The following is a 4,633-nucleotide window of genomic DNA, read 5'->3' as shown; positions in this document are numbered from 1 at the left end:
TTTGTTTTTTTATTTTATATAAATCATGTTAAAAATTTCATCATGTTGGTTTAAATGTTTATATTGAAAATTTTAAGTTCTAGAAGTATCATATACATATTCAAACATTTGAAGATGTATATGATACTTTTGGGGTTATAATTAAAAATAAATACTAGAGGTGTTTTAATGGGAACCGAAATGCAACAATTTAAAGCTGATTTTTTTAAAGCCTTATCACATCCTTTGCGAATAGGTATTCTAGAACTATTGTCAGAGGGTGAAAGAAGTGTAAATGAAATTCAAACCATCCTTAACAAGGAAGGTTCAGCTGTTTCTCAACAATTAAGTGTACTACGTTCAAAAAACATTGTTGTTGGTACTAAAGATGGAAAACGAGTTTTATATTCTCTACGAGACCCTATGATTGTGGATTTACTGGTAGTTGCACGAAAAATTTTTAACAACCATTTAATCGATACGATTTCAATGTTAGAAGAACTAGATGAAACAGAACTTGAAACGATAGGTAAGGAGGGTTAGGTTGAGCATTGAAGTTAAGAAAGAAGATATCATTCAACATGGAATGGACATATTTCGCTCAATAGGAGCTCATCACGTTTGTAATGTTTGTATTAAAAGTGGAAATTCTTGTTGTTTTTCATGTCAACATTTACAGGATGGAGTTGGATGTCAAAAAAGAAATACTGCTTGTACAGCTTGGTTATGCGGGATTCAGAGCTTTTTATTTGACCAAATAGGGTTATTGGATGAATGGAATCGTTTCTGGATTGAAATTCCAGGACAAATGTTTCGTAGAGATATTACTCCAGATAAGGTAAGAATTACCTCGTTTATAGATACGAAGAAGCTAGATAGTCGAGCCGGAGAGCTTCTAGCGGAAAGATTGAAATTCTACGTACAACAAGGTGGAGATATCAGCAAACTAGAGCGTCATTTAAGCAAAACATATAACCAATATTAGGATGATGCTCTCTTTTAAATAAGGAAAAAGTGTAAGAGTATAAGAAATGAATTTGCAATTCAAATTCAATAAAAGATAATATTCTTTCGGAGGAAGTAAGATTTATTAAAAATAGAAAAGAAGGGTTTGTAATGAGAGGGTTATTTACGGGAAGGTTTGCAGGATATTCATTGGGACATTTTCAAAAGGATCTTCTTTCAGGAATAATTGTTGGAGTTGTTGCGATTCCACTTGCTATGTCTTTTGCTATAGCCTCTGGTGTTAAGCCAGAGTATGGGATTTATACAACATGTATTGCCGGGATACTCATTTCGCTATTTGGTGGTTCAAAGTATCAAATTGGAGGACCTACAGGTGCTTTTGTTCCGATTCTTTTAGGAATTGTTATTACCTATGGGTATGAAAATTTACTACTTGCTGGTTTATTAGCTGGAATTATCTTATGTCTTATGGGAATTTTTAAACTAGGCTCTTTAATTAAGTTTATTCCACGACCTGTAACAATTGGCTTTACATCAGGTATTGCTGTCATTATCTTTACGGGACAAATTGCTAGTTTTTTAGGTCTAACAGGTATAAAAAAGCATGAGGAATTTATAGCAAACCTGAAGGAAATCTTCACTCATATCGGTACGATCAATTTTTACAGTGTTATAACTGCTTTGATTTGCCTTTTTGTTATACTCATAACACCAAAGATTTTGCCAAAAGTGCCAGGTTCATTAGTAGGTGTTGTTATATCAACTTTAATTGCAACTATATTTTTCTCAGGTCATGTACCTACTATTGGTACAGCATATGGTACGATTCCAAACACACTTCCTCAATTTGGTATACCCGAAATCACATTAGAGCGTATAAAACAGTTAATCGGTCCTGCATTTGTTATTGCTATGTTGGGTGGTATTGAATCTCTTTTATCCGCTGTCGTGGCAGATGGTATGACAAATAGTAAACACAACAGTAACAAAGAACTGATTGGTCAAGGAATTGCCAATATTGTTACACCGTTATTTGGAGGAATTCCAGCAACTGGAGCGATCGCTCGAACAGCAACTAATATTAAGAGCGGAGCTACATCTGCGATGTCAGGTGTTTTTCACGGGGTATTTGTGTTATTCACACTTCTACTATTGGCTCCATATGCTTCACATATTCCACTTGCCAGTATGGCTCCCATTTTAATGGTGGTAGCTTGGAATATGAGTGAACAAAAACATTTTGTTCACATACTTAAAATGAAGACGGGGGATTCCCTTGTCTTGCTTGTAACATTTTTGCTTACTGTATTTACAAGTTTGACAACAGCTGTAGAAATCGGTCTTATTTTAGCGGTTATTTTGTTTACAAAACGTATGAGTAATATGCTTGTCATATCTAAAGTGCTTCCTGATCATACAAAAAAGAATGAAAAATTGTTACCCCATGTGGTAAATAAAGCTCATGATTGCCCGCAAATTGGTATTTACACAATAGAAGGGCCATTATTCTTTGGGGCTGCTCAAACATTTGAACAAAATATTTTAGCAACCATTCATTATAAACCCAAAGTTTTAATTTTACGTATGGGAAAAGTTCCTTTTATTGATACAACAGGAGAGTCTTACTTTAGGAATATTGTTCAGCATTTTAAAAAACAAGGTGGCGTACTTCTCATTTCAGGAATTCAATCAGAGCTAAAAGCAACTCTAGATAAGAATGGATTGTATGCTGAGATTGGGGAAGAAAACTTTTTTGATCATACCGGGGAAGCCATTAACTGTGCTTTAGGACATTTGAATACAAAGAAATGTATAGGGTGTAAGCATTTCGCTTTTCATGAATGTACCGAGCTTTCTCAACAATCTCAGGAAGTGAATACAATAAAGAATAAGGCAAATGCATTAGATTTTTAAAAAATTTACTTCACATACAAAGTTTGTTTGATTAGATCTACTCTTTTAATCCTTTTATTAAAAAATAGAGAAGGAGAAAGTTTGCTTTGGAGAATGCGGAAAAGATTTTTGCAAGGTGTGAACAAGAAGGTTTTTCATACATCCAACATATGATCATGAAACAGCAAGAAGAGAATATCTTCCTTACATTTAAACGAAAAACGGATTATACAAACAGTATCTTTTCAAAAGAGGATAAAAATAATTATGAAAAAAATGTCTCGTTTTTTTCTCATGTTTCTGGTGGTGTAATTATATGGGGAGTAGCTTCGAGTAAAAATAAAGATGGTGTGAACATAGCTAAAAAAATCCAACCTATCTCTAATGGAAAAGAGTTCTTAAGTAATCTAAATTGTTTATTTCCAAAAGATTTTTCTGCCATAAACCCGGATGTTAAAAACATATATATTCCTTTTCCTAAAGAAACAAACAATGGATTTGTAATCACATATGTTCCAGGGAACAACTATCTGTTAAGCCTTAATAACTATTATACAAAGACCAGGGATAACTTTGTAATGATGATGGGGCAAATTCTTTTAAATGATGTGTTAAAAAATAGAATACTATGAAGAAATTCATTATAAATCATGGATATAGAGGAGAATAAATAATGTCTCAATTTAAAGAGCAAGTATTAAATGTGTTAGAAGACGTATGTGAAAATGATATCGTAAAAGAGAACCCAGATGTGCAATTATTCGAAGAAGGAATTCTAGATTCTTTTGCTACAGTATCTTTATTAGTAGAATTTCAAGAACGTTTAAACATTGAAGTGTCTATTTCTGACTTTGACCGTGATGAATGGGCAACACCGAACATGATCATTAAGAAACTGAAGGATCTGCGATAAAAATAGGTTCTTGAAACATAGATAAGGGCAACTTCTTAAATTTCAACTTTAGAATTGTTAGTCTTATGAAATTATAAAAGGGAAGTTTTAAAAAGCTATATATAATGAATGACTACAAGTGGAGGAAATAAAAATATGTCTAATTTACCTAATTGCCCAAAATGTAATTCAGAGTACACTTACGAAGATGGAAATCTTTTTGTTTGCCCAGAATGTGCCCATGAGTGGACTTTAGAATCAGAAACTGAAAATAGTGAAGATACAAAGGTAATTAAAGATGCAAATGGAAATGTACTAAACGATGGTGATTCTGTAACAGTCATTAAAGATCTTAAAGTAAAAGGAACTTCATCTGTTGTAAAAATCGGTACAAAAGTAAAAAGTATTCGTTTAGTGGATGGAGACCATGATATTGATTGCAAAATTGATGGTTTTGGAGCGATGAAATTAAAATCTGAATTTGTTAAAAAGATATAAATGCGATTTTCATGCAACAGAACTAGTTTAATTGTTTAAAGTCAATGAATATACAACATTTTTAAGGTAGAAATGAAACAACTTTTATAATAAAAAGACCTCATTCATGATAAATATTCTTGAACGAGGTCTTTCTGTTTTTTTGAACTTATTTCAACCATACCTGTGTTTTTGGGGAAAACGATGCATGAGTATGTTGGAAGTATAATAACCGAAATTACTTAATATATAGAAAAACAGTTTTTAAATTGGAAATTAGAGTCTTAGAGTGGTTTTTATGTCATTTGGTTGGCGGGACCCCGTCATGTATCTATAAAAGTAGAAAAAGGTTATGTCATGGAAATGAAATCCAGTCTATGACCCATTTTTACACGTATCCCGGCTGAACCCCATGCCCATCAACTT

6 protein-coding genes are annotated in these 4,633 nt (G+C 32.8%); all 6 read left to right on the top strand.

The annotated features are described in order from the left end of the window. Positions 1-168 precede the first annotated feature (168 nt). On the top strand, positions 169-522 hold the full coding sequence (locus tag KI369_RS23880; protein WP_000536398.1) for an ArsR/SmtB family transcription factor: 354 nt from the start codon (positions 169-171) through the stop codon (positions 520-522). 1 nt (position 523) lies between these two features. Next, complete coding sequence (locus KI369_RS23875) at positions 524-964, top strand: hypothetical protein (protein ID WP_000021465.1); 441 nt, start codon at positions 524-526, stop codon at positions 962-964. A gap of 131 nt (positions 965-1,095) precedes the next feature. Then, positions 1,096-2,859, top strand: a complete 1,764-nt coding sequence (locus KI369_RS23870) for a SulP family inorganic anion transporter (protein WP_001214613.1) — start codon at positions 1,096-1,098, stop codon at positions 2,857-2,859. A gap of 86 nt (positions 2,860-2,945) precedes the next feature. Then, complete coding sequence (locus KI369_RS23865) at positions 2,946-3,470, top strand: hypothetical protein (protein ID WP_000426344.1); 525 nt, start codon at positions 2,946-2,948, stop codon at positions 3,468-3,470. Between the two features lie 41 nt (positions 3,471-3,511). Then, positions 3,512-3,751: a D-alanine--poly(phosphoribitol) ligase subunit DltC gene (gene dltC / locus KI369_RS23860; RefSeq protein WP_000077294.1), complete on the top strand. Its 240-nt coding sequence runs from the start codon at positions 3,512-3,514 to the stop codon at positions 3,749-3,751. A gap of 135 nt (positions 3,752-3,886) precedes the next feature. Then, on the top strand, positions 3,887-4,228 hold the full coding sequence (locus KI369_RS23855) for a zinc ribbon domain-containing protein YjdM (RefSeq protein WP_000067663.1): 342 nt from the start codon (positions 3,887-3,889) through the stop codon (positions 4,226-4,228). The last annotated feature ends 405 nt before the right edge of the window (positions 4,229-4,633 follow it).

This window comes from Bacillus sanguinis, assembly GCF_018332475.1.
GTDB lineage: Bacteria > Bacillota > Bacilli > Bacillales > Bacillaceae_G > Bacillus_A > Bacillus_A sanguinis.
This window is presented reverse-complemented; position numbering and strand designations above follow the sequence as displayed.